This window comes from Pseudomonas sp. 2822-17 (assembly GCF_002742485.1).
In the GTDB taxonomy this organism is placed as follows: Bacteria; Pseudomonadota; Gammaproteobacteria; order Pseudomonadales; family Pseudomonadaceae; genus Aquipseudomonas; species Aquipseudomonas cyclaminis.
Genome location: NZ_LJRZ01000048.1, coordinates 1 through 294, shown reverse-complemented (window position 1 = coordinate 294; position 294 = coordinate 1). Strand labels below are relative to the sequence as shown.

The window sequence follows — 294 nt, the reverse complement described above, 5'->3', positions numbered from 1 at the left end:
ATTCTCATGCGCCAACGAAGCTCTTACCCCAAACCCTTCAAGGCCCAGGTCGTGCAGGAATGCCTGCAACCAGGCGCCACGGTGTCCAGCGTCGCCATCAGCCATGGCATCAACGCCAACGTCATCCGCAAGTGGCTGCCGATTTACCGGGACAAACCCGTCGCGCCACTTCCCGCGTTCGTACCGCTGCAACCGATACCTAAAAGGCACGCTGATGAAGCGGTGGTTATCGCACTGCCGCTGGGCGACAAATCCATCACGGTCAAATGGCCCATCTCCGACCCGGACGGCTGC

Annotated in this window: 1 protein-coding gene; it reads left to right on the top strand. The window is 60.5% G+C overall.

The annotated features are described in order from the left end of the window. The coding region (locus AOA60_RS00145; protein ID WP_158234999.1) for a transposase at positions 1-294 on the top strand (294 nt) is incomplete at both ends.